Origin of the sequence: Mesorhizobium sp. M8A.F.Ca.ET.165.01.1.1 (assembly GCF_004792065.1) — a bacterium.
Lineage (GTDB): Bacteria > Pseudomonadota > Alphaproteobacteria > Rhizobiales > Rhizobiaceae > Mesorhizobium.
Window position 1 is genome coordinate 1 of record NZ_SRTH01000145.1, and the last position, 336, is coordinate 336.

General features: G+C 67.6%; 1 pseudogene. It reads left to right on the forward strand.

Going from position 1 to position 336, the window contains the following annotated elements:
- Nucleotides 1-336 (forward strand): annotated as a pseudogene (locus tag EN808_RS35480) (hypothetical protein); the annotation flags it as partial.

Sequence of the window (336 nt, forward strand, 5' to 3'; positions counted from 1 at the left end):
GGCAAGCTCATGCTCTACCGCGCCGCGGACTTCCCGGACGGTTGGATCCCTGAGACCGTATTGGTCGAAGGCGAGATTTCCGACGCCACCCTGTTCGAGCATGAAGGCCTGCTCTGGCTGTTCGCCACGGATCGGGACGGCCATGGAAGCACTTCCGACACGCTGGTGGTTTTCTCGGCTCCCGCGCTCACCGGTCCGTGGCGGCCGCATCCGGCGAACCCGATCCTGATCGACCATCGCATGGCTCGCCCCGGCGGCGCCTTCGTCCGCAACCGCGAGGGTCGCGTCCTTCTTCCCGTCCAGGACGGAACGCTGGGTTACGGCGGCGGGCTGGGC